This window comes from Bradyrhizobium elkanii USDA 76, assembly GCF_023278185.1.
Classification (GTDB): Bacteria; Pseudomonadota; Alphaproteobacteria; order Rhizobiales; family Xanthobacteraceae; genus Bradyrhizobium; species Bradyrhizobium elkanii.
In genome coordinates, this window is record NZ_CP066356.1 from 4,700,018 (window position 1) to 4,716,696 (window position 16,679).

31 protein-coding genes and 1 pseudogene are annotated in these 16,679 nt (G+C 63.1%); 22 read left to right on the forward strand and 10 right to left on the reverse strand.

The genetic code is table 11. The features are described from left to right. Positions 1-164: 164 nt before the first annotated feature. A complete protein-coding gene (locus JEY66_RS22855) occupies positions 165-341 on the reverse strand; it encodes a hypothetical protein (protein WP_168388445.1) in 177 nt (58 codons plus the stop codon). A gap of 275 nt (positions 342-616) precedes the next feature. Between JEY66_RS22855 and JEY66_RS22860 the strand changes: the two genes are divergently transcribed. Then, positions 617-928 carry a hypothetical protein gene (locus JEY66_RS22860; RefSeq protein WP_125459262.1) on the forward strand — a complete coding sequence of 104 codons (312 nt, stop codon included), beginning with the start codon at positions 617-619 and terminating at the stop codon, positions 926-928. Between the two features lie 52 nt (positions 929-980). Here JEY66_RS22860 and JEY66_RS22865 read toward each other — a convergent pair whose 3' ends face one another. Then, positions 981-1,244 (reverse strand): hypothetical protein, encoded by a 264-nt coding sequence (locus tag JEY66_RS22865; protein ID WP_125459261.1) that lies wholly within the window; start codon positions 1,242-1,244, stop codon positions 981-983. Positions 1,245-1,416: 172 nt separating this feature from the next. Here JEY66_RS22865 and JEY66_RS22870 point away from each other — a divergent pair, with 172 nt between their 5' ends. The 4 genes from JEY66_RS22870 (at position 1,417) to JEY66_RS22885 (ending at position 3,062) form a co-directional block, all read left to right on the forward strand. After that, positions 1,417-1,647, forward strand: a complete 231-nt coding sequence (locus JEY66_RS22870; RefSeq protein ID WP_026192797.1) for a hypothetical protein — start codon at positions 1,417-1,419, stop codon at positions 1,645-1,647. 91 nt (positions 1,648-1,738) lie between these two features. After that, positions 1,739-2,293: a hypothetical protein gene (locus JEY66_RS22875; RefSeq protein ID WP_016842517.1), complete on the forward strand. Its 555-nt coding sequence runs from the start codon at positions 1,739-1,741 to the stop codon at positions 2,291-2,293. A gap of 26 nt (positions 2,294-2,319) precedes the next feature. Continuing rightward, a complete protein-coding gene (locus JEY66_RS22880) occupies positions 2,320-2,853 on the forward strand; it encodes a hypothetical protein (protein WP_016842518.1) in 534 nt (177 codons plus the stop codon). Positions 2,854-2,885: 32 nt separating this feature from the next. Next, on the forward strand, positions 2,886-3,062 hold the full coding sequence (locus JEY66_RS22885; protein WP_157183460.1) for a hypothetical protein: 177 nt from the start codon (positions 2,886-2,888) through the stop codon (positions 3,060-3,062). A gap of 109 nt (positions 3,063-3,171) precedes the next feature. Here JEY66_RS22885 and JEY66_RS22890 read toward each other — a convergent pair whose 3' ends face one another. Continuing rightward, positions 3,172-3,465 carry a hypothetical protein gene (locus JEY66_RS22890; RefSeq protein ID WP_018271788.1) on the reverse strand — a complete coding sequence of 98 codons (294 nt, stop codon included), beginning with the start codon at positions 3,463-3,465 and terminating at the stop codon, positions 3,172-3,174. An 11-nt stretch (positions 3,466-3,476) separates the two neighbouring features. Next, complete coding sequence (locus JEY66_RS22895; RefSeq protein WP_018271787.1) at positions 3,477-3,731, reverse strand: hypothetical protein; 255 nt, start codon at positions 3,729-3,731, stop codon at positions 3,477-3,479. A gap of 395 nt (positions 3,732-4,126) precedes the next feature. Here JEY66_RS22895 and JEY66_RS22900 point away from each other — a divergent pair, with 395 nt between their 5' ends. Both JEY66_RS22900 and JEY66_RS22905 read left to right on the forward strand, forming a co-directional pair. After that, positions 4,127-4,339, forward strand: a complete 213-nt coding sequence (locus JEY66_RS22900) for a hypothetical protein (protein WP_018271785.1) — start codon at positions 4,127-4,129, stop codon at positions 4,337-4,339. A gap of 85 nt (positions 4,340-4,424) precedes the next feature. Further along, positions 4,425-5,024 carry an ATP-dependent DNA ligase gene (locus JEY66_RS22905; protein WP_018271784.1) on the forward strand — a complete coding sequence of 200 codons (600 nt, stop codon included), beginning with the start codon at positions 4,425-4,427 and terminating at the stop codon, positions 5,022-5,024. Here the strand turns inward: JEY66_RS22905 and JEY66_RS22910 are convergent. From JEY66_RS22910 to JEY66_RS22925, 5 genes and pseudogenes are all read right to left on the reverse strand, one after another. Next, positions 5,021-5,296: a hypothetical protein gene (locus tag JEY66_RS22910; RefSeq protein ID WP_018271783.1), complete on the reverse strand. Its 276-nt coding sequence runs from the start codon at positions 5,294-5,296 to the stop codon at positions 5,021-5,023. The two genes, JEY66_RS22905 and JEY66_RS22910, sit on opposite strands and share 4 nt — an antisense overlap. Continuing rightward, on the reverse strand, positions 5,293-6,468 hold the full coding sequence (locus JEY66_RS22915) for a tyrosine-type recombinase/integrase (protein ID WP_018271782.1): 1,176 nt from the start codon (positions 6,466-6,468) through the stop codon (positions 5,293-5,295). The genes JEY66_RS22910 and JEY66_RS22915 overlap by 4 nt, the downstream gene beginning before the upstream one ends. Before the next feature lie 32 nt (positions 6,469-6,500). Beyond that, positions 6,501-6,701 (reverse strand): annotated as a pseudogene (locus JEY66_RS45475) (helix-turn-helix transcriptional regulator); the annotation flags it as partial. Next, entirely contained in the window at positions 6,698-7,033 is a 336-nt protein-coding gene (locus tag JEY66_RS22920; RefSeq protein ID WP_018271781.1) for a hypothetical protein, read from the reverse strand. The gene JEY66_RS22920 and the pseudogene JEY66_RS45475, both read right to left, overlap by 4 nt. Further along, positions 7,030-7,590: a hypothetical protein gene (locus JEY66_RS22925; protein WP_018271780.1), complete on the reverse strand. Its 561-nt coding sequence runs from the start codon at positions 7,588-7,590 to the stop codon at positions 7,030-7,032. The genes JEY66_RS22920 and JEY66_RS22925 overlap by 4 nt, the downstream gene beginning before the upstream one ends. Before the next feature lie 159 nt (positions 7,591-7,749). Here JEY66_RS22925 and JEY66_RS22930 point away from each other — a divergent pair, with 159 nt between their 5' ends. After that, positions 7,750-8,337 carry a hypothetical protein gene (locus JEY66_RS22930; protein ID WP_026192796.1) on the forward strand — a complete coding sequence of 196 codons (588 nt, stop codon included), beginning with the start codon at positions 7,750-7,752 and terminating at the stop codon, positions 8,335-8,337. Here JEY66_RS22930 and JEY66_RS22935 read toward each other — a convergent pair. Beyond that, the gene (locus JEY66_RS22935; RefSeq protein ID WP_248887562.1) at positions 8,282-8,599 is read right to left on the reverse strand and encodes a helix-turn-helix domain-containing protein; all 318 of its coding nucleotides are present in this window, start codon (positions 8,597-8,599) and stop codon (positions 8,282-8,284) included. The genes JEY66_RS22930 and JEY66_RS22935 overlap by 56 nt on opposite strands. A gap of 84 nt (positions 8,600-8,683) precedes the next feature. On the opposite strand from JEY66_RS22935, the gene JEY66_RS22940 reads away from it, so the two are divergent. The 14 genes from JEY66_RS22940 (at position 8,684) to JEY66_RS23005 (ending at position 16,673) form a co-directional block, all read left to right on the forward strand. Further along, entirely contained in the window at positions 8,684-8,926 is a 243-nt protein-coding gene (locus JEY66_RS22940) for a hypothetical protein (RefSeq protein ID WP_018271778.1), read from the forward strand. A gap of 124 nt (positions 8,927-9,050) precedes the next feature. Further along, complete coding sequence (locus JEY66_RS22945; RefSeq protein ID WP_018271777.1) at positions 9,051-9,350, forward strand: hypothetical protein; 300 nt, start codon at positions 9,051-9,053, stop codon at positions 9,348-9,350. Positions 9,351-9,367: 17 nt separating this feature from the next. Continuing rightward, a complete protein-coding gene (locus JEY66_RS22950; protein WP_018271776.1) occupies positions 9,368-9,520 on the forward strand; it encodes a hypothetical protein in 153 nt (50 codons plus the stop codon). Beyond that, entirely contained in the window at positions 9,517-9,825 is a 309-nt protein-coding gene (locus JEY66_RS22955) for a hypothetical protein (protein ID WP_041482659.1), read from the forward strand. The genes JEY66_RS22950 and JEY66_RS22955 overlap by 4 nt, the downstream gene beginning before the upstream one ends. Continuing rightward, on the forward strand, positions 9,822-10,292 hold the full coding sequence (locus JEY66_RS22960; RefSeq protein ID WP_018271774.1) for a DUF2312 domain-containing protein: 471 nt from the start codon (positions 9,822-9,824) through the stop codon (positions 10,290-10,292). Before JEY66_RS22955 ends, JEY66_RS22960 begins: the two co-directional genes overlap by 4 nt. Further along, on the forward strand, positions 10,292-10,774 hold the full coding sequence (locus tag JEY66_RS22965) for an HNH endonuclease (RefSeq protein WP_018271773.1): 483 nt from the start codon (positions 10,292-10,294) through the stop codon (positions 10,772-10,774). Before JEY66_RS22960 ends, JEY66_RS22965 begins: the two co-directional genes overlap by 1 nt. Next, on the forward strand, positions 10,771-11,217 hold the full coding sequence (locus JEY66_RS22970; RefSeq protein ID WP_174770983.1) for a LexA family transcriptional regulator: 447 nt from the start codon (positions 10,771-10,773) through the stop codon (positions 11,215-11,217). The genes JEY66_RS22965 and JEY66_RS22970 overlap by 4 nt, the downstream gene beginning before the upstream one ends. Then, on the forward strand, positions 11,214-13,115 hold the full coding sequence (locus JEY66_RS22975; RefSeq protein ID WP_018271771.1) for an MT-A70 family methyltransferase: 1,902 nt from the start codon (positions 11,214-11,216) through the stop codon (positions 13,113-13,115). The genes JEY66_RS22970 and JEY66_RS22975 overlap by 4 nt, the downstream gene beginning before the upstream one ends. Next, positions 13,112-13,489 carry a hypothetical protein gene (locus JEY66_RS22980; protein WP_018271770.1) on the forward strand — a complete coding sequence of 126 codons (378 nt, stop codon included), beginning with the start codon at positions 13,112-13,114 and terminating at the stop codon, positions 13,487-13,489. Before JEY66_RS22975 ends, JEY66_RS22980 begins: the two co-directional genes overlap by 4 nt. Then, complete coding sequence (locus tag JEY66_RS22985) at positions 13,486-14,037, forward strand: DUF7220 family protein (RefSeq protein ID WP_018271769.1); 552 nt, start codon at positions 13,486-13,488, stop codon at positions 14,035-14,037. The genes JEY66_RS22980 and JEY66_RS22985 overlap by 4 nt, the downstream gene beginning before the upstream one ends. Next, the gene (locus JEY66_RS22990; protein ID WP_018271768.1) at positions 14,034-14,213 is read left to right on the forward strand and encodes a hypothetical protein; all 180 of its coding nucleotides are present in this window, start codon (positions 14,034-14,036) and stop codon (positions 14,211-14,213) included. The genes JEY66_RS22985 and JEY66_RS22990 overlap by 4 nt, the downstream gene beginning before the upstream one ends. Continuing rightward, positions 14,210-16,081, forward strand: coding sequence for a DNA cytosine methyltransferase (locus JEY66_RS22995; protein ID WP_018271767.1), 1,872 nt, complete (start codon positions 14,210-14,212; stop codon positions 16,079-16,081). Before JEY66_RS22990 ends, JEY66_RS22995 begins: the two co-directional genes overlap by 4 nt. Continuing rightward, positions 16,078-16,422: a hypothetical protein gene (locus JEY66_RS23000; RefSeq protein ID WP_018271766.1), complete on the forward strand. Its 345-nt coding sequence runs from the start codon at positions 16,078-16,080 to the stop codon at positions 16,420-16,422. Before JEY66_RS22995 ends, JEY66_RS23000 begins: the two co-directional genes overlap by 4 nt. Further along, positions 16,419-16,673, forward strand: a complete 255-nt coding sequence (locus JEY66_RS23005) for a hypothetical protein (protein ID WP_018271765.1) — start codon at positions 16,419-16,421, stop codon at positions 16,671-16,673. The genes JEY66_RS23000 and JEY66_RS23005 overlap by 4 nt, the downstream gene beginning before the upstream one ends. The last annotated feature ends 6 nt before the right edge of the window (positions 16,674-16,679 follow it).

Here is a 16,679-nt window from a genome sequence, read left to right on the forward strand (position 1 = left end):
CTGGAAAACGGTTTCATTGAACGGGGAGTGGGGTGGCGATCCCGGCAGCAGGATTAACAGAATGTAGATAGAACAATTGGTTAGCGCCAAGGTTAGGCAATTTGGTGCCGTTGAGTCCCATAGCGATTTTTGGCGACTGCCTAACCTTCGGGCAGCAGTTAAGGTCAGCCGTGACTTCGCTTACTTCGATTGACGGCAACGATCAGGCTGGGTTGCTCAAGTATCTCAACCAATCGATCAAGGATCAGCCGCTCATTGGAGCGCGGACGCGGTTCAAGATATTCCTCAAGGATCTCTTGGGCCGCACTGACGGCTCGCAGGGCGATGTCTTCGTCCGACATTCCTCAGCCTCCAAGATTAACTTCGGTTAATTATTCTGCACCTGGAAGGTTCCCATTTGATTAATCCGGGATCGACCGCCGGAAAGCAGCGGCGGCGCCGAGGCCGAGAAACCAGCCTCCCATGAGCTGGCTGTCCAAAAGCAAATTGCCCGTTGGCCCGTGTGGGTGGATCCCCAGCAAGATTGCTGACAAACTCGCTCAGATGCCTGCCGACAATTTGTGGTCATCGGCGTTTGGTGGCTCGAGCGGCGGTGGGTTGCTGGGCCTGTTGGGGATTGGCGGCAGCAAGGCCAGCATTCGCTTCAGGAACCGACTCCGCGCTTGGCGGGCTGTCACTGGTTGGCAAGAACGGCCCCGAACTGATGAATGTGCCTCGAGGAGCGCAGATCATTCCGAACGACGTGCTGCGTAATCGCTGCGTGGGCGGCGGAGTGTCGGCGCCGGTCAGCGTCAGCATTGACGCTCGCGGGGCAGACGCTGCGGGGCTGGCTCGCCTGAAAACGCAGATTTCCCAGTTAAAGGCTGAATTGCCAACGCGCGTTGTCGCTGCGGTGAAGGACGCGAAGGCGAGGCGGGTTCTGGCTTGAAGAGGGGGGCTAGAAAATGAGCGAGTTCATTTTGATCGCGTCTAAGTTCAGCCTATCCATCGAAGGAAACGAGTCCCTCAAAAAGCCTGACGACCGTGTCCACGACTGCCTTCTCTTGTTCAAGAGGGAGTCCGGTGACTTCACCGTTCTTTGCACCAAGAATAAGTTTCTGCTGAAAGTCAAAGACAGCCTGTGAGCCGTTCAGCGCGTGCATCTCGACCACAGCCTGTCTAAGAGCGGTCCACAGGTGCAAAATAACCAACGCGTTCTGCGGCCCATCAAGATTTTCCGTCCGCATTTCAATTTTATCGGCCATCTTTCCCTCTATTCCCGCCGCAACTATAGCGAGTGTCTCGCTGGTGGGGATTAGCCTTTGGTCGCGCAGTACTACCCTGTGTAAAACAGTGCCTCGCAACCTAGAGGAGATCAAAAGCTGGTATTCTTGGACCAATGGCCGAGACAAAGTCTCGGCTTTTGTTGGTGCCGGGATGGACAAGGTCAGGGACATTTTCTCGTACTTCGTAGCGGCCATGTCGATGTTCGCCATGTTAGGTGCCGTCTATCAGGCGTTCAACAACCAGAAGGGCTCGGCGCTCACGCTCGGAACGTTCTTTCTCGTGGGCTCGCTTATCGTCTTCCTGCCGCAGGTGGAATTCATCAAGACTCTCGGTGTAGAGGCCAAACTTCGACAAACCGGTGGCTACACTGGCTACCGTTAGACGACTGGCCGAGATTTCCGCGCGAGCGAGTTACTTGACTATAGCTTGGGGCAACCGGTTGGGAACGCCATCAGCGAAAGACAAGCAATCAGTGCTCGACGACATCGATGCGCAATTGAGCGAGCTGAAGGTTACGCCTGAAGAGCGCGCCGTAATCGTCAAGCCATGGGTAGGAATGATAAGGGCTGATTTCTTTTTCCTGTTTAGCCGAGTTGTCCGGGAATTCGCGACGCTAAAAGCTAGCGATCTGACCGCAAAGGTCCTGGCGACGCAGAGCCGAGAGGCTCGTGAGGCGGAGATGGCTCATTCAGCGCTCATTACGCAGTGGTTCACGGAGACGAACAACTTCGGAGCTATAGAACGACTGGAGACTAGAAGCCTGTCGACGGTCATCAACGAATACTTGCCGGTGAAGGGCGGCTGGTTGTCTGATAGGGAGCTGGCGGCCTTTGCGACATTCGAACGAGAACTAGTTCGGCTGAACGATGACTGTGCAAAGAGGGGCGGATACACTGCGGAAGCCGCCGACTACTATGACCGTTACAAAGAACGGCAGAACGATAAGGAGATGGCTAAAACAACTTTGGGAGGCGTCGAGGTAGCCATCGAGGCCCACGGCTCTACCTTGAAGTTGTATGGCCGGTGAGCGGAGGATAATTTAGTGCGGCCGCAATGAACAATCGTGTGCCTCTTGGGATCTTGGCGAACCAGTTTTGGCACGAGGCTGTAGCCTATCTACGCGCCGCGGATACTCTCATTCGCGACGAATCTGCAGTGGACACAATCCCGCCAACGTACTTTTTGATGAGCCATGGCCTCGAGCTGATGCTCAAAGCCTATCTTCTCTCGCGCGACATCCCGTATGCTGACGTTTTCAAGCTACATCACCGCATTCAGGAGGCTTACGAAAGGGCAAAGAGCCTCGGCCTAGTGATAGAGATTGAACACACGGAAGCTCTGATTGAAAAGCTATCCGATTTTCACAGTGAGCATTTGTTTCGCTACCCCGTGGTCAGGCGAGACGATGGAGGTCTGATCCTGCGCGGCCACCTCGTTCGCCCGATCGAAGTTCTGCAGATCATCGAGGCCATCGGCGCCAAGATCTCGGGTCCCGTCATGCACGCACGCCTCGTTGCATCCAAGTACGGTGAATTCCCAATAGAGACCTGGCACATGGGTGTGCCGACTGGCGAAGATGGCATCTGACCCTTCGAGCATATTTCACGGCGCTCGAAATCATGTCCATCACCGGACGCACCGACATCCGAGAGATTGAGCGCTATTGCCGCGAGGCCGCACGCAAGAAACTGGCTGTTGCAGCTATGGCGAAACTGCAAACCGGATTCGATGTGTCCGATAATCGAAAATTGCCTAACCCAAGTCCGAGGTTGGAAAAATTTCTGATAAGCTATTGAAATCATTAGCAGGAAAAGCCATCTGGCGATCCCGGCAGGATTCGAACCTGCAACCCGCGGAGTAGAAACATTTCGGTCGCGGAGGAAATATCCGCTACTCAGCAAGGGCTTAGCGGTCGGCCTCGGTCCGGTTCGGGGATTTTTCCGGGGATCGCCGCGCGCGGATCATCGTCGCGATCGCCCGATAGCGTGCAGCGTCGGCCCGTAAGATCTCGGCGCGGACCTCGAGCCGCAGCGCTTCCTCGTCGAGATAATCCGCGCGCCAGGTCTGCTCGCTCGGCCGCTCGCCGACAAGGCCGAGCGGGGCGCCGGCAAGCTGGCCGCCGGCCGCCAGCGCGGGCCGCTGGTGCGCTAAATCGGTCCCGGACGTGTCCGGGGAAGGGGCGGGGGTCAGTTCGCTCATGGGCGGGGCTCTCAACGGCTCGCGGGCGGCAAGTAGCGGGGCAGCTGACGCATCGCGCACTCATTTACCTCGGCGTGCAGGGCGTTCGTCGTCGCGGTGTCTCCGAAAAATATGCGGCGGTTCAGCCGGTCCCGGCCGCCGAGTGCCTCAATGCAAAACTCGCGCGCCTTCTGGATGGCCGCGCGTTCCGCGTCGGATAGTGAACTTTGCGCGCCGGCGGACGTCGCTGCCAATACGAGGGCGGTCGAGATCAAAAAGGGTTTCATATCGATCCTGGGGCTCCGGTGGCGAATATCGTGGATAACCGCGCGACGGCAAAGGCGTCGAGCCGTCATCGGCCTATAGCTTCAAAAGATGCGGGAAACAGTCTGCCCTTGCTTCGCCATTGTTGGCACGTTCGGTGCACGTATCTCGCTGCGCGTCGGGATGTCTTTCTCGCCACATCGTGATGCCGTTCATACTCGGAAACGCCGATAAGGTGGGGATAGTTTAATCAACGAATACAGGGCGCCATTAGGCGCTTATGTTGGCGCCGGCGGTCGTCGCTTCCCAACCGCTCATGAAAAAAACCGGGCCTCCACTTGTCGAGGGCGGGACCCGGCTTTTCGTGATCTTCATCCGGCTCCGCTCGCGCGGCGCCTAACCACGAAAGGACCCTAGTGTGGTCGATCGTATCCAGCAAGACAACAATCCGCGAAAAACTAAATTCACGTTTGAGGAGGCCGTTGACGTCTGGCTGCGCCGCTGGAGCGGCCAGCTGATCCATGAGATCGCGGCGGCCTATGTCATCAATTCGGGGCGCGTCAGTGACGTCCTCAATGAGGTGACGCATCGCGGCAGTAAGGCGGCGGCAGCAGCGCGCCGTCCGGCCTAAACCGGCGCCTGGCGGGGCGGCGACGGCGCCGCTCCGCTGCTGGTTCCGGATTCGCATTTCGGGCAAAAATACCTATCTGCCCGACATGGCAAAGCGGTTTGAGTTTGCACGGCCGGTGACCGCAAAGGCGGTGCCGGCGGGGCCGCGGTGGATTCACGAAATCAAATTCGATGGGTTCCGGATGCGCGTCGTCCGCGAGGCCGATCGCGTGCGGCTGTTCACCATGAACGGCGCCGACTGGACCGATCGCTATCCCTGGATTGTCGAGGCCGCGCGCCGCCTCAAGCCTAAGCAGTTCGTGCTCGACGGCGAGGCGGTCGTCCTCGACGTCCGCAGTTACAGCGATTTCGATGCCTTGGTCTCGCGCAAGCATGACGACGAGGTCCAGCTCTACGCCTTCGACGTCCTCGCGCTCGAGGGGGATGACCTGACCAGGCTGCCGCTGTCGATGCGGAAGGCCAACCTGCAGCGCCTGTTGACGCGGCGGGTCGACGGCATCCAGCTCGCGCCCTATGAGGCTGGCGAGATCGGGCCGGACCTGTTCCGCCATGCCTGTCTGCATGGTCTCGAGGGTATCGTCTCCAAGCAGCTCGAGCGGTCCTACAAGCCGGGCCGCTGCGATCACTGGATCAAGTCGAAAAACCCGGATCATCCCGCCTTCCGTCGCGTCGCCGATCGCTTCTAGGATTTGCGGATGTTCATCGCGGCGTAGGCTGCGGCCAGCTTTTCCGGCGTCTGCCTGGCCTTGAAGGCCGACCATGCTGATTTGAATTCGGCTTTCGCCGCCTCGAGGTTGCCGGCGCTGCCGACCGGCAGGCCGCCGGTGATATGGACCTGGACATGCCAAAGCCAGACGCCGGGCGACCGCTCGCTCGCATAGCGGATGCGGCCGATCCGCTGGCCGTCCTCAATGATGGAATAGTCGCGGATGCCGATCGGCCGCAGCGCGAGGCTCATTCGTTGCCGCCCTTGTTCTCGGCCGCTTTGGGAGCTGCCGGCGCTGCCGGCTGGTGGGCGGCGGTCGCTTCCATCGCGGCGCGCAGATCCTCGAGCGTCGCGTCGGTGTAGAATTCGGACGTGATGGCAATGGTCGAGTGACCGAGCTGTTTCTGCACGATGCGCAGATTGCCGGTCGCGCGCAGCGTGCGCATGCCTGTCGTATGGCGCAAATCGTGGATGCGCGCGTCAACGCCGGCCTTGGTCCAGTTCCGTTTCTTGTTTGAGGCGAAGCCGGTTGCCGTGATCGGGTAGCGCTGTCCCTTGACGATATCGCCGAGCTTGCGGCCCTTCCTGGTGCGGTTTTTCCAGGTGCGTTGTGCCTTGTAGGTGAAAACAAATTCCGGATGGTGGCCGCGCCGGCGCCAGAGGATCGCATAGGCCTCGCGCGACAGCGGAATGATCCGCGGCGTGTCGCCTTTGGTCATGACGCTGATGGTGCCGAGCTCGAAATTGACCTGCGTCCAGGTCAGCAGCAGATTTTGCCGACGCAGTCCGGTGATAATCGCGAACCGCCGCAGCTCGGCATAGTCCAGGCTCTCGACCTGGTCGATCGCGGTCTCCTCGCTGGGCAGTAGCTCGCGGACCGGACGTTTCTTCTGTTTCAGCCGATGCTTTTTCCAGGTCGGTTCCTTCGGCAAGATCGCATTCCAGTTCTCTTTCGCGCGGCGCATGACACGGCGCAGCAGATCCAGCGTGCGATTGACGGTCGACGGCGTGATCTGGCGATAGAGGATCTTGGCTTTGCCGTTGTCGACGACAGTGCGATCGCGCCGGCGGTCCTTCCTGCGTTCAGCGACGAGCGTCGCGACAGTGTCGTCGATAATGTCCTGCAGCAGCGTCTTGCCGCCGATGATCTCAACAATGCGATCGAGGGCGGATTTGATCTTGAGGTCGGCCAGGTGCTGGCCGTGCTCGTCCCACCAGCGATCGCAGGCGCGCTCGAGCGTCAGCGGTCCTCGGCCGGCGGCGATCCAGCCGGCGACGAGCTCGCGGGCGCGGGTTTTTTCTTCCGCCTCAGCTGCACGCGCGTCACTCTCGCTCTCGCATTCGGTTGAGCCGGAAAAGCGATAACCTTTGATCTGGAAATCGAAGTGCCAGAAACGGCTCTTGGCGGGCTGATAGACAGACATGGCGGCGGGGTCTCCTCGAGCGCCTCGAGAAACGCCTCGACGTCCGAACGGGTAAAGACGCGGCGAGGCTTCTTGCGACCCTTGCCCTTGATACGGGAGGGCAGGGTTTCGTCGGCAATATGCCGCGCGATCGTGGTCCGGTCCATCGGCAGCAGTCGCGCCAGCTGTGGAACGCCGATGGTCGCGAAGGCGGAAAAGTGCGCGTCAAGCGCCTGCGGAAGGGCGGCGGTCATGCGGCCTCCGGATGTTTGACGCCGTCAGGCGTCGGCCAGCGCGCGGCAAAACGCTGCATGGTGGCCTCGTCGGCAAAGCCGAACCATGTCCAGCCAAAGATCGTCGCGCTGCCGCGATGCCAGCAGCCGGCGCGGCCGTGGATCGGCGAGGACATCTCGCCGAGCTCGGCGTAACACCAGCGCAGGATCTCGTCCTCGCGGGCGTAGCGGTCTCCGACATAGACGTCGAGCATCCACGGCGTCGGCGTCCAGACCTCGCGCATGATCTCGCCGCGACCGGGTGTGCCGTAATTGAATGCGATGGTTCTCTGATACAGCGCGGTCCCGCTCATGGCAGTTGCACCGGAATAGTGGTATCGGCCGGCAGTTTGGCGAGCGTGCGGATAAGATCGCGCAGACGGGCGCTGGTCTGTTCGCTATCCTCGAACCATTTGCGGATCTTCCTGCGGTCGAGGCTGTTGATCAGGGCGGATGGCACGCTACAGCCCGAGGCGCGGATCGCGCGGATGTTATGCCGGTACCGTTCGATGCGTTCGGACATCGCCAGCTCTGGCCCGTGGCGCAGCAGTTTCGGCCAACTGCCTCTCGGTAGCTTTGATCGCAGCAGCCCGTCGACGATTTCTGCGCGGCCGCTGGCGATCAGGCGGTCTGCGACGGCGGTGCTGATCGTTTTGGCGCCAAACCGCCAGCCGCCGCGCGGATGCCGCTCGAAGGGGCTGAATTCGAGCAGCTTGAGGGGAACCCGGTCATAAGGCTTTTCGCCGGATCGTCCCGCGATGGAACGTTTACCCGTTTTGCGTGTGAGGCGTGGCGCTGATGCAACGGGTTGAGCCGCCGCGCCTCTGATTTGCTCCGGTTGCATAGGTGCGGCGGCGACCTTGTCGCTCAATTCACACCCGTAAATTTGCGGAATAGGCATCCTGCTGATTGTCCCACTAGAAACATTCGCGTCACCGGCGCAAATGCCGGTGACATGGAATAATCACAAAATGTGAATTTGTACAGCGTCGTTATTCACGACGTGTGAATGCCCATGGAAAAAACAACAATGAAGACACTTATGTCGAGCCGTCCGAGGTCGTCGGACGCGAACCGTCACCTTGCCCTGCAGCTCGCGATCCAGTTGCCTGATTCTACCGAGGACGCGCGTCAGGTCGTCGACGAGCTCGCAGTGCTGCTCGAGGGCTACATCACCGCGCCGGGGCCTCGCCCGCTTTGGGAGCGGCAGGTGCTGGCGCTCGCGGCGCCCTATCATGCGGGGCCGGCGTTGTTCTGGACGATCGCCTCATTCCTATTGCTTGTCCCGGTCGCGATCGCGCTGGTTGCTTTGCTCGGCGTCCAGGCGGTCGAGGTGCTGATTTTCGGGATGCTGGCGGCGAGTTGCTCGCTGATCTTTGGCCGCCGCTACGGCGTCCTGGTCGGCGTGCTGGCGGCGATCGCGCACAACCTGTTTGTGGTGCCGCCAGCGCTCGAGCTCACGCTGCCGTCGACGCTCGAGGCGGTTTTCGGCTGCTGCTACGCCGCCGCGGCGCTCGGCGTGCCGTTCGTCGCGCAAAATGCGGCCGCGCTACGTGCGGCGGCTATGTGCGCTTGCGTGCGGCTCGTTCCTGCGCCTGGATCGCCGTCGCAAGGTTGACCGGCAAGTCAGATGCCATGCCGCGGTAGATCCAGTTGAGGCCGACGCCTGTTGCCTTGCAGACCTTGAGGGCGGCGTCGATCGTGATGCGCCGTCCGCCCGTCTCGTAGTTATTCCACTGCGGCGCATCGATCCCGACCAGGCGACACCAAGCCGCCTGGTTTAGCTTCATGGCCTCGCGCGTCCGCTTCAAGCGGTGCGCAACCGCCTCATTGCTCTCAGGATTTTGGTCTGTTGATGCTGCCGCCATTCCGGCCGGCAATGTCGCTGAATCCGTCAACATTTACCATTTACCCAACGTGAACTGTTTGGACATTCACAATCTGTGAAGTATGGTCCGAGCGTCATGAATGATTCGCGCTTCAAGAAATTGGGTACGGCAGCCGAGGTCGTCGACGCGGTCGGCGGGACGTTCAAGGCTGCGGAAATCGCTGGTTGCAAGCCGCCGGCGATCTCCAATGCGATCGCGCGCGGCCGTCTGCCTTCTCCGACATTTCTGATTTTCGAGGCCGAGCTCGCCGAGCGCGGCCTGGTTGCGTCGCCGGAGCTCTGGGGCATCCGGCCGGCGCCGCGTCGCAAGCGTCACTAACGGTTTTTCGCACAGGGGCAACATGGGGCGAGAGGCTACACAGGTTCCGACCGGGAACGCAAAAAAGCGAGCCGGCCAGCTGGCCGGACGAAACCGGCCAGTTGGCCGGACGATCGCTCCGGCAATGCAGGTTTTCCGCGGGCTTTTCCCGCACCAGACCGCGGCCGAGCTCGCGATCCGAACCGGCGCCGAGATCCGCCATTGCGAGCGCTGCCTCGCCGGTGACCGGGATCTCGGCAGCGCTTTCCAAGCCAAGCTGCTGCAGTCCGACGTCGGCGACAAGATCCTCGACGCGATCATGGGCGAGGCGCGGCCGGCTTGGTGGGTCGGTCTGAAAAAGCAGCTCGAGCTTTCGAAACTGGTCAAGGCCGAGGCCGAGCTGCGCAAGCAGATCGAGTCCATGCAGCGCGGCATGGCGGATTAGGGGAAGGGGAATTTTCCATGGTCACGGAGCGTTTGTCGGACCCGCAGCTCTACACGCTGATGGGCGTTTTTCTCGGCCTCGGCATCGCCGGGCTGATCTCGGTGATCTGCTGGCCGCTGCGCGATTGGCCACGCGACGTCGGCGTCGGCTTCCGGTGGGTGAAGCGATGAGCGAGCAGCTGACCGCAGCCGAGCGCATCCATGCGCTGCTGAGCGAGGCGACCGCGATCGCCTGCAACATTCCGCTGTCCGAGGCCGAGGCGATCATCATCGCGCAGGACGAGGTCTGGGCGCCATGGCATCCGGTGCACGGCTTCAGCATTCAGGCCCGCCACTATTACGAGGGGCCGACGACCTTCGCCGATCTCGATGGCGCGCTGCCGCTGGTCAAGATGCTCAACCTCGAGGACCGCACGACCAACCGTAACGGCTGGCGCGCAGTGCCCTGCAAGGTCGTGCGGGTGCCGCGCCGATGAGCGAGATCCGCACCGAGGCCCGCGAGGAGCTGAAATCCTACATCGAACGGATCGAGCGCCTCGTCGAGGAGATCGCGACCATCAAGGATGATCAGCGCGTCCTGTTCGCCGAGCTGAAGTCCAAGGGTTACGACCCCAAGGCCGTGAGGCGTATCATCAAGCGCCGACAGAAAGACCCGGATGAGATTGCCGAGGCCGAGGCGATCGATGGGACATACATGCACGCCATCGGCATGGCGGCTGAAACCCCGTTGCACGCGCAGGTGTCGCGCCTGGTCAGGGACGGCATGTCCCGCGACGAGGTGATCGAGGCATTCCAGATGCTGGTGCCGGTCAATGGCGAGGTGATCGCCAGCGTGGGCGGCGCGCCGATGCGGATCTGGCGCACCGAGGACGGCAAGGCGTTCGCCGAGGACTACGTCCCGCCGCTGTTCGAAAACTTCATGAAGAAGCGGGGCGCGGCCTGATGCACGGCTCGTTTGCCAGTGTCCGGCCCAGCGAGACGGTCTCGATCGAGCGGCTGCTCGATTCCGGGCTGACGCCATGGCGGCGCATCATCCTTTCGGCGCGGGACAATGTCTGGTCGCTGGTCGATGCGGTCGATTACGACTGGCTCTCGAAAAACACCTGGAACGTGTCATGGGGCTCGCGCACGCCGTGGCAGCTCTACGCCAAGCGCAACGTCGGGCCGGACCGCGCCACGCTGCGGATGCACCGCGAGATCAAGATCGTGCGCGATCCGCGCTCCGAGCGGTTCATGCGCGGTCACCACGTCGACCACGGCAACGGCCAGACGCTCGATAACCGCGACGACAATCTCGCCTGGTGCACCCACAAGCAGAACATGAAGAACCGCCGGCCGCGCTCGGCGATCCCTTCGCTCGAGCAGATCGTGCTCGAGCTGATGCGAGTTCACGACATTCCGTTTCCGCAGGAGGTGCCGTTTTGACCGACGTTCCCGCATCCAATGGTATGGGGCTGACCGCACGCATGCTCGACGCGCTGAGAGCGATCACCGAATTTGTCGGGCGTCACGGCGCGATGCCGTCGCGCAGCCAGCTGGCCGGCGTGATGGGCTGCAGCAAAAACAACGCCAACCGGCTGATGGATAGCTTGGTCGAACGGGGCGAGCTGTCGGCCGTGACAAGGAACGGCTGGGTCTCGGTCGCCGGCTTTGGTCGCGAGGGAATCCTGATCTCGGTCCGGCCACATATCGCGGCGCGGTTGGCGGCCTATTGCGCGGCGAACGGCGAGAAGGTCACGGCCGTCGTCGATGACGCGATCGAGCTGCATCTCGACGAGCTGCAGGGGACCTACGCGACCGCCGTGCCGTGCGGCGACGGCGTCGCTTTGGTGCCGATCGCTGAGGGCGAGGAGGGCGGTGCGCAATGACGCCGCTCGCGATCCATCCTTATGCGAACCTGTTCCCGCTGATCGAGGGGCAGGAATTCTATGAAATGGCCGAGGACGTGCGCGTCAACGGCCTGCGCGAGCAGATCGACCTCGTCGATGTCGACGGCGTCATGCAGATCCTCGACGGCCGCAACCGTTATCGGTGCCTGGTCTGGATCGTGACCAAGGGCGAGCCGCTCGGCGAGGGATGGGAGGGGCACGCCGGCCGCATCCTGACGGCCGCCGATCTCGCCAACCATGACGACATCTGGCTGTATCAGGAGATCAACCCCGATTATTACGGCGGCGATCTCCTCAGCTACGTGCTGTCGAAAAACCTCAACCGGCGGCATCTGACCGACGACGATCGGCGGATCGTCGCCGCTAAGCTGGTGAGCTTGCGGCAGGGACGGCCGAGCGAGAAAACTTCGCATATTGCGAACATTAGCCGCGAGCAGGCTGCGGCCGTGATGTCGACCGACGTCGCCGGCATCGATCGCGCGCGGTCGGTCCTGGCCCATGCCGTGCCGGAGATCGTCGACGCGGTCGAGCATGGCAAGGTGTCCGTGGCCGCCGCGGCCGAGATCGCGGCGCAGCCGACCGAGCGCCAGGCCGAGATCGTGGCGGCGCTGCCTCGCGATGCCGAGGGCAAGCTGACGCCGGAGGTCAAGAAAGCGCTGGCGCCGGTGATCAAGGAAATTCGCCGCGAGAAGGTGCGGGCCAAGCGGGAGCGCCGCGACGCACGCGAGCAGGAAACCGGCCGTCGGCTGCAGGCGTTGCCGGAAAAGAATTTCGGCGTCGCGATCGAGGATTTCGAGTGGGACCACGCAACCTGGTCTCGCGAGACCGGCACCGAGCGCCATCCGTCGATGCACTATGAGACGGCAGAGGACGCGCACACCCCGGAGGAGATCGTCGCGCGCTGTGCCGAGCGGTTCGCCTGCCTTGCCGATGACTGCGTCCTGTTCAAATGGACCACCATCCCACATCTGGCGATCGCGATCCGGACGCTCGAGCTGCAGGGCTTCCGCTATGTCACGCATCTGGTCTGGAACAAGGTGCGGTCGGGTGCAGCGCGTGGCTCTGGTTACTGGTTCACCGGCGAGCATGAGATCGTGCTCGTCGGCGTGCGCGGCAAGGTTGACGCGCCGGCCACGGCGCATTTCCGCAGCAACTTCTCGGCGCCGGTCGGCGAGCATTCCGCGAAGCCAGACAATCTGCATGAGATCATCGAATTTCACTGGCCGACCACGCCAAAGGTGGAATTCAACGCGCGGCGCTCGCGCCCTGGCTGGACTTGCTGGGGCTTTGATGCGCCGGAGAATGCGGTCGACAAGCCGGAAGATACGGCAGGTATAGAAGCGACCGCCGAGGACGCGCCGAGTCATGGCGGCGCGTCCTCACAGATTGCGAACGGCAGCGACGTGACGCGTGCTGCCGAGCCTCCAGCCCTCTCCGCCGGTGTTGCCCCGGCCGAGCATGGGGAAGTCGTGTCGGATGCCGCCGCGCCCGCGGCCCGCGCCGACGCAGCTGTGTCGCCAGCGAACCGACCTGGAGCGAATTCTGAGGATGACGGGCTTGATATCCCAGCATTCCTGCGCCGTGCGCCGATCGCACAGACCGAGATGGACCTCGCGCGCATAGATCGGGCGCCGGCCGAGGTCGTCGACGATCGCCTGCAAACCCGGCTACCGCTGACCGAGGACGAGCTCGAGCTGCGCGAGGCGTTGCTCGCGATCGACGCCGGCACCGAATGCCCGTGGTCGATCATGCGCCAGGCGATCGGCGCCGGCTACGCGCACGCCACGACAACCAAGATCATGGTGACTGACGAGGGCCGCGCCTTCCTGGCACAGCTCGTCGGGTCGGCGCCGGCAGCGATCGAGGCGCGGGCATGAGCGACAGGGTGTCCCTGACCCGGCAGATCTCGGCGGTCGAGGCTGAGCTGCGGGACGTGCGCAGCGGCGCGCGCACCAAGGTGAGCATGCGGCGAGAGGGGATCGAGGCGGCGCTCAAGACGCTGCGCTGGCTCGACCAGAACGCGCAGCGCGTTGGTCCGATGCCGCAGACCCATGTCGGCGGCGTCTGCGTCTCGCTGACGCGGCAGATCAGCACGGTCGGCGCCGAGATCAACGCGCGAGGCAGTAGCGCGCGGGCCAAGCTGACCGCATCGCAGGCTCAATATCAATGCGACGGCCTCGAGGCCGCCGCGAACACGCTGCGCTGGCTGCAGCAGAACGAGGCGCGCATCAGGGGAGTGATGGGGCAGTGAAGCAAACGAAACTGGCGTCTCTTGCGGAGAGTGCGATCAACGTCCTGGTCGGCTTTGGTGTCAGCCTGGCCGCGCAGTTCTATTTTCTGCCGCTGCTCGGCGCCACGGTCTCAATAGGGCAGAACATCACGTTCGCTCTGATCATGACCGTAATCTCGATCTGCAGGTCGTACTTGCTGCGCCGGCTGTTTGAGGCGCTGCATATCCGTCGGCCGCTTTCGCCATTTATGCAGGCCGTTATCGCGGAGCGCTTTCGCCAGATCGAGCGCGAGGGTTGGTCGACTGAGCACGACGACGGATACGATCGCGGCACGCTGGGCCGAGCCGGCGCTGCGTTCATCCTGCATGCCGGCACGGAATCGCCAACTGTGCCGCGCGAATGGCCTTGGACGCGCGAATGGTGGAAGCCGGCGGGCTATCGGCGAGACCTCGTTCGCGGCGTCGCATTGGCGATCGCCGAGGGCGAGCGGTTCGATCGCAACCGCAATCCGACCAATGTGCCTGCTCGACTGAGGCGGCCGTCGGCTCCGCGGGAGCAGCAGCAATGACGCAGCTCGAGATCGCTGCGGCCTTTGTCGTCGCCTTCGGCCTGTTCATGTTCGGCTATGCGCTCGGCTGGCTGCATCGCGGCCTGCCGCGTGGTCACCAGCCGCGCGGCAATTTCATTCCGCCGACCTTGCCGATGTCCGGCTCTGCCATGCCGCCCGCGCCGAGGAAGCGATGACGCAGCGGAAAATCGTCGTCGACCTGTTCTGCGGTTCTGGCGGCTCGTCGGAGGGCGCCGAGGAGGCATTTAATCGCCTCGGCCTCGATATCGATCTGCGCTGCCTGAACCATTGGCCTGTCGCAATCGAGACGCACTGGCGCAACCACCCGGCCGCGATCCACTATTGCCAGGATATCGCGACGGCCCGGCCGCAAAAGGTCGTTCCGGAGGGCTATGTCGACCTGCTGATGGCGTCGCCGAGCTGCACGCATCATTCGCCGGCGCGGGGTGGGCGGCCGACCTCCGACCAGCTGCGTTCCGACCCGTGGCACATCATCCCCTGGCTGACTGAGCTGCGCGTCAGTCGCATGATCGTCGAGAACGTCTGGGCCTATGTGAAGTGGGGGCCGGTCGATCCTGAGACGCAGCGGCCGATCAAGGAACGCGAGGGCGAATATTACCGCGCGTGGATCGAGACCATCCGCAGCTTAGGGGCGACCTCGATCGAGTGGCGCAAGCTGAACGCGGCCGATTTCGGCGGCTTCACCACGCGCGAGCGTTATTTCGGCTTCTTCCGGTTTGACGGCCGACCGCTGCTGCTACCGGTCGCGACGCATGCGAAGCGGTCGCGGGCCGAGGCGAAGGGGCTGAAGCCGTGGCGGCCGGCGCGCGACATCATCGACTGGTCGATCAAGGGCCGCTCGATCTTCGCTCGGCCGCGTCCGCTGGCGCCGAAAACCATCGCGCGCATCCTGGCCGGCGCCATCAAGTTCGATTGGCCGGGCGTGCTGATCTGGATGCTCGTCGTCGAGCTGCAGCGCTCGCTGATGCATGCGCTGCGCTTCTGCCTGGCGCGGCGGCATTCGTCGCGCGCGGATCTGCAGCGGCGCAACCGCAAGCGCGTCATGGTCTATGTGGAGTGGCTGCGCAAGATCCGCGACGGCGAGGTGACGGGCGGCGCGGGCGATGCCGCGCCGATGCTGGTGACCCTGCGCAACAACGCCGACGGCAGATCTGTGGCGTCGCCGGCGCCGACGATCGCGGCGAACGGAACGCATCTCGGCCTGGCGCAACCGATCATCATCAAGCAGCATTTCCGGCGAGACCAGCAATCGGTCGACGAGCCGGCGCCGGCCTCGACCGGCGTCGCCCGGATCGGTCTGGTCGAGCCGTTCCTGCTCAACCGCCATGGCGATGGCTACGGCGACAGCCGCGCGCATTCGCTCGCGGAGCCTGCGCCGACAGCCAATTGCGACGGCGGCGGTTATGTCGTCGAGCCGTTCGTGCTGTCGCGCCACGGCGGCGGCGAGCCGCGATCGACGGCGGAGCCGGTGCCGACGCAGGTCGCAAAGCACTCGCATGTGCTGATCTCGCCCTATTACGGTTCCGGCTCCGGCGAGACCTGTCGGAGCGCCGATGATCCATTGCCGGTCGCGACGGCCAAGGCGCGGTTCGGCATGGTGATGCCGGTGACGCATTCGGACGTGTCCAACCGGGCGCGCGACGTCGAGACCGACCCGCTGGCGACGCTGACCACGGCCAAACGCGGCGAGCTGGCCTTCATCACCGCGCAGTTCGGCGAGCGGGCCGGGCAGGCGCCGCGTGTGCACGATCTCGCGCTGCCAGCGCCAGTGATCTGTGCGGCCGGTCATATCAACCTGGTCGAGACGACCGGGCATGACATCCTGTTCCGGATGCTTGAGCCGCATGAGCTGGCGGCCGCGATGGGTTTCGGGCGCCGCGGCAAGCGTTACGAGTTCACCGGCACCAAGACCGAGCAGGTCAAGCAGATTGGCAACGCCGTCGAGGTCAACCAGATGGCGGCGAACGTCTACGCCATCATGCAGGATGACGCCGCGCCGGCATTTCTGGAGGCGGCGGAATGAGCGAGATTGAGACCTGTCCCACGTGCAAACGATTTACTGAGACCGGCCGGCAGCAGCTCGCCCTGCGGCACCGCGCCAATCCGATCTCTAAAATCGACCTGTCTAGGCCGCTGGAATTCATCCTCGCCGATCTCCGCCGCGACATGGTTGACCTGCGCGGCAGGCTAAATGACGCCCGCATGGGCTTCACCGGTTGGGCCGATCAGGTGCAGGCGGTCGAGGGGCTCCTAACCTGCGGCATCATTGCGATGCATGGCCTCGTCGAGGACGCGAAGGAACATCGGCAGAAGTGGGAAAGCGCGTCGGGTCCATCTGACCAGCCAGCAGATGGTGCCAAATGACGATCGAGGAAACTTCGCAAATTGCGAAGATTAGGCCGCTGTCGACCCGGCATCGTTGGGGCGAGCGCGTCGAGTTGTCGCCGTTCAAGTCCGAAACGGAATGCTCGCGCTGCGGCGTGGTCCGCGCCTCGCTCAAGCGTTTCGACGAGCATGGTCGCGGCAGCTTCTGGAAAGAATTTTGGCGGGATGGCGATCGCGTCGATCTCGATCCCGGCACAACGCCGCCGTGTGACGCGAGACTCGAGGTGTGAGTAGGC

Coding starts and splice junctions, on each gene's coding strand:
- JEY66_RS22865 (WP_125459261.1), bottom strand. CDS start 1,244: ATGGCCGATAAAATTGAAATGCGGACGGAAAATCTTGATGGGCCGCAG.
- JEY66_RS22855 (WP_168388445.1), bottom strand. CDS start 341: ATGTCGGACGAAGACATCGCCCTGCGAGCCGTCAGTGCGGCCCAAGAG.
- JEY66_RS22975 (WP_018271771.1), top strand. CDS start 11,214: ATGACGCCGCTCGCGATCCATCCTTATGCGAACCTGTTCCCGCTGATC.
- JEY66_RS22920 (WP_018271781.1), bottom strand. CDS start 7,033: ATGAGCGGGACCGCGCTGTATCAGAGAACCATCGCATTCAATTACGGC.
- JEY66_RS22905 (WP_018271784.1), top strand. CDS start 4,425: ATGGCAAAGCGGTTTGAGTTTGCACGGCCGGTGACCGCAAAGGCGGTG.
- JEY66_RS22870 (WP_026192797.1), top strand. CDS start 1,417: ATGGACAAGGTCAGGGACATTTTCTCGTACTTCGTAGCGGCCATGTCG.
- JEY66_RS22950 (WP_018271776.1), top strand. CDS start 9,368: ATGGTCACGGAGCGTTTGTCGGACCCGCAGCTCTACACGCTGATGGGC.
- JEY66_RS23005 (WP_018271765.1), top strand. CDS start 16,419: ATGACGATCGAGGAAACTTCGCAAATTGCGAAGATTAGGCCGCTGTCG.
- JEY66_RS22890 (WP_018271788.1), bottom strand. CDS start 3,465: ATGAGCGAACTGACCCCCGCCCCTTCCCCGGACACGTCCGGGACCGAT.
- JEY66_RS22960 (WP_018271774.1), top strand. CDS start 9,822: ATGAGCGAGATCCGCACCGAGGCCCGCGAGGAGCTGAAATCCTACATC.
- JEY66_RS22990 (WP_018271768.1), top strand. CDS start 14,034: ATGACGCAGCTCGAGATCGCTGCGGCCTTTGTCGTCGCCTTCGGCCTG.
- JEY66_RS22995 (WP_018271767.1), top strand. CDS start 14,210: ATGACGCAGCGGAAAATCGTCGTCGACCTGTTCTGCGGTTCTGGCGGC.
- JEY66_RS22965 (WP_018271773.1), top strand. CDS start 10,292: ATGCACGGCTCGTTTGCCAGTGTCCGGCCCAGCGAGACGGTCTCGATC.
- JEY66_RS23000 (WP_018271766.1), top strand. CDS start 16,078: ATGAGCGAGATTGAGACCTGTCCCACGTGCAAACGATTTACTGAGACC.
- JEY66_RS22940 (WP_018271778.1), top strand. CDS start 8,684: ATGAATGATTCGCGCTTCAAGAAATTGGGTACGGCAGCCGAGGTCGTC.
- JEY66_RS22910 (WP_018271783.1), bottom strand. CDS start 5,296: ATGAGCCTCGCGCTGCGGCCGATCGGCATCCGCGACTATTCCATCATT.
- JEY66_RS22880 (WP_016842518.1), top strand. CDS start 2,320: ATGAACAATCGTGTGCCTCTTGGGATCTTGGCGAACCAGTTTTGGCAC.
- JEY66_RS22945 (WP_018271777.1), top strand. CDS start 9,051: ATGCAGGTTTTCCGCGGGCTTTTCCCGCACCAGACCGCGGCCGAGCTC.
- JEY66_RS22930 (WP_026192796.1), top strand. CDS start 7,750: ATGAAGACACTTATGTCGAGCCGTCCGAGGTCGTCGGACGCGAACCGT.
- JEY66_RS22980 (WP_018271770.1), top strand. CDS start 13,112: ATGAGCGACAGGGTGTCCCTGACCCGGCAGATCTCGGCGGTCGAGGCT.
- JEY66_RS22955 (WP_041482659.1), top strand. CDS start 9,517: ATGAGCGAGCAGCTGACCGCAGCCGAGCGCATCCATGCGCTGCTGAGC.
- JEY66_RS22915 (WP_018271782.1), bottom strand. CDS start 6,468: ATGTCTGTCTATCAGCCCGCCAAGAGCCGTTTCTGGCACTTCGATTTC.
- JEY66_RS22895 (WP_018271787.1), bottom strand. CDS start 3,731: ATGAAACCCTTTTTGATCTCGACCGCCCTCGTATTGGCAGCGACGTCC.
- JEY66_RS22885 (WP_157183460.1), top strand. CDS start 2,886: ATGTCCATCACCGGACGCACCGACATCCGAGAGATTGAGCGCTATTGC.